Source organism: Pseudoselenomonas ruminis, assembly GCF_008271295.1.
Taxonomy (GTDB): Bacteria; Bacillota; Negativicutes; order Selenomonadales; family Selenomonadaceae; genus Selenomonas_A; species Selenomonas_A ruminis.
In genome coordinates this window covers 1-2683 of the sequence record NZ_VTOY01000030.1, presented here as the reverse complement: position 1 = coordinate 2683, position 2683 = coordinate 1, and the positions used below count along the sequence as shown (strand labels likewise).

General features: G+C 51.3%; 2 protein-coding genes. One reads left to right on the top strand and one right to left on the bottom strand.

Going from position 1 to position 2683, the window contains the following annotated elements; translation table 11 throughout:
* Window positions 1-19: 19 nt before the first annotated feature.
* A complete protein-coding gene (locus tag FZ040_RS13770) occupies window positions 20-721 on the bottom strand; it encodes a Cof-type HAD-IIB family hydrolase (protein ID WP_149172533.1) in 702 nt (233 codons plus the stop codon).
* Window positions 722-948: 227 nt separating this feature from the next.
* Between FZ040_RS13770 and FZ040_RS13765 the strand changes: the two genes are divergently transcribed.
* The gene (locus FZ040_RS13765) at window positions 949-2667 is read left to right on the top strand and encodes a methyl-accepting chemotaxis protein (RefSeq protein ID WP_149172532.1); all 1719 of its coding nucleotides are present in this window, start codon (window positions 949-951) and stop codon (window positions 2665-2667) included.
* Window positions 2668-2683: the final 16 nt, after the last annotated feature.

The following is a 2683-nucleotide window of genomic DNA, read 5'->3' as shown; positions in this document are numbered from 1 at the left end:
AAAAAAGGACTGCTGCACGTCACATTACGTGCAACAGCCCCATCCCCGTGTACTTCAGCATGGCCAAATCATTGTAGTTGTCACCAAAAGACAGAGCTTCTGACTTGTCAAAGCCATAGGCCTTTAACATGACCTCGATGCCTGCCGCCTTGGACACCTTGCCGTCCATGATTTCGAGCAGGATATCCGAGGAGCGGGCCACCTGGAACTGGGGATAATGCTGCTGGAAATACGTTTCCGCCGCCGCACAGTCCGCAGGCTCAGCCATAAGGAGAATCTTATGGGGCAAAGTGCCCTCTGCCAAAAGCTGGCCAAAATCAGCCTGCTCAGACTCTGCCGAGGTGATGTCTTCCTCACGCTTCACACGCGCGTCCTGCTTATCTCTCAAATACCAATGATGGCCGCTGTAAAAATTCACGGTAACTGCGGGAAACTTTTCCCCGATTTCCGTCAGCAGCTGCCGCACAGGCTCTGCCTCCATATACGTGCCTGCAAGCTCCTTTCCCTCTCTATCGAGCACATAGGCACCGCTATAGCAGATAATGGGCATCTTTATCCCCATATCATCGGTGATGGGATAAATGGCCTCCGGCATCCGCGCCGACACCAGTACAAAGGGAATGTCCTTGGCCACCAGCTTTTTTACAGCCGCCTTGGTCTGATCGGTCACTTCATGCTGACTGGTCAGCACCGTACCATCAATCAATATCGGAAAAAACAATCTTCATCTTTTGCATCATAAACAGCGCCTCACATCCACTTATGCGTATTATTTCTTTCTAACCTATATATTTTTCGCCGCCCAAAGCCCATATTCCTTCCTCCACCTTCAAGCAGTAGCCAAGAAAATCTTTTCCGTTACTTTGGCATTATTTTGTATTTTTATATGCAGGAAAAACTTACGCTGACAGCGAAACTTCCCTTAATAAAAATAAAGGGGGTTTTATTATGAACTTTATAAACAACATCAAAGTTTCTTACAAAATTCTGATACTCGTTGTCATCGCTGCCCTGGCACTGGTGGCGGTGGGCTACCGGGGCTACTCAGCCATTGGCAGCTCCAAAGACCAGCTGGGCACCATGTATCAGGAAAACATGCAGCAAATCTACCATATTGGTGAGGCCAAGTACATGATGCGTGATATGCAGTCACGGGCTGTACTAGCCTTGGATGCCAAAACGCCGGATCGTTTTCAGGAATTGAAAAACGACTATGACGAAATCATCAAGAAATTCGACGATAACTGGGGGGCTTACGAAAAAGCTGCCATGAATGACCCCAACAACACGGCTAAGAGTGCTGAAGTCAAGAAAAGCTGGCAGACATTCACCGGCGTCATGAAGCAAATCATTGATATCAGCGCCTCCGGCAATCATGACGAGGCAGCAGCTCTATACAGCAGTCAAGGCGGCAAAGTCACCTCTGACCTGCGCAAAGTCCTCGAAACAAGACAGCAGGAAGTACAGGAAAACGCCGACGCCATCTATCATACCAATGATGAAGCCGCCTCCCATACTGCGGTATTATTGCTCACCTTTATCATCCTTGCCCTCGTCCTCCTCCTGGCCGGTGCATTTTGGATTACCCGTGGCATTGTTGGCCCCCTGAATATCATGATGGGTGCCTGCCATAAGATGAAGGACGGGGATTTCCGGCAGCAGGAACTGGCTATCACGCAGGAAGACGAGTTCGGACAGATGGCCAAAGTCATGAGCGATATGCGTGACAACCTCAATCAGCTGATGCGCCAGAGCAACAACTCCTCCGAACAGATTGCCACCGCTGCCGAAGAACTGTCCTCCAGCTCCCAGCAATCAGCCCAGGCCTCCACGCAGGTGGCGCAATCGGTTACCGATGCGGCTGGAGCTGTTGTGACCCAGCAGCATGCCGTAGACTCCACCACCACTGCCGTACAGCAGATTTCCTCCTCTATGGAAAATCTCAATCAGCAGGCAAGCAAAGTTTCCAGCCGGGCAACCTCTGCCTCCCAATACGCAGAAAACGGAGCCCAGGCCGTACAGAAAACCATCCGACAAATACAGGGTGCCGCCGACAACGTGCAGCAATCTGCCGCTATCGTTGACCAACTAGGAGAGCGCTCACAGGAAATCGGGGCCATTGTGGAAACCATTTCCGGCATTGCCGAACAGACCAATCTGCTTGCCCTCAATGCCGCTATTGAAGCCGCCCGTGCCGGGGAACATGGCCGTGGTTTTGCCGTTGTCTCCGAGGAGGTACGCAAACTAGCCGAACAGTCCGGCGAAGCCGCCGAAAAAATTACCCAGCTGATATCCCGTATTCAAAAAGATACCGACAGTGCCGTAATCTCCATGCAGCAGGGCCGCGACGTGGTCAGCGAAGGAGCAAAATCCGTGGACAACCTGCGGGAAGTATTCGAAAACATCCATCAGTTGGTTACGGAAGTCAATGACGAAGCAAATAACATGACCGCTTCCGTCCGCCAGGCTAGTGATGATTCTAACCATATTGCCGACCAGGTAGCCAGCATCAACGAACAAGGCGACCGCGTGGCCAACGAAATGCAAACCGTTTCCGCCGCTACCGAAGAACAGTCCGCCTCCGCCTCCGAAATCGCCGATGCCAGTCATGCTCTCTCCAAACTGGCCGCCGACCTGCAAAACTCACTGAAAAAATTCCGTTTCTAAGCCTTTACACAAAAAT

What these genes read in the sequence shown, in the direction of transcription:
- FZ040_RS13765 (WP_149172532.1), top strand. Translation starts at nt 949, where the DNA reads ATGAACTTTATAAACAACATCAAAGTTTCTTACAAAATTCTGATACTC.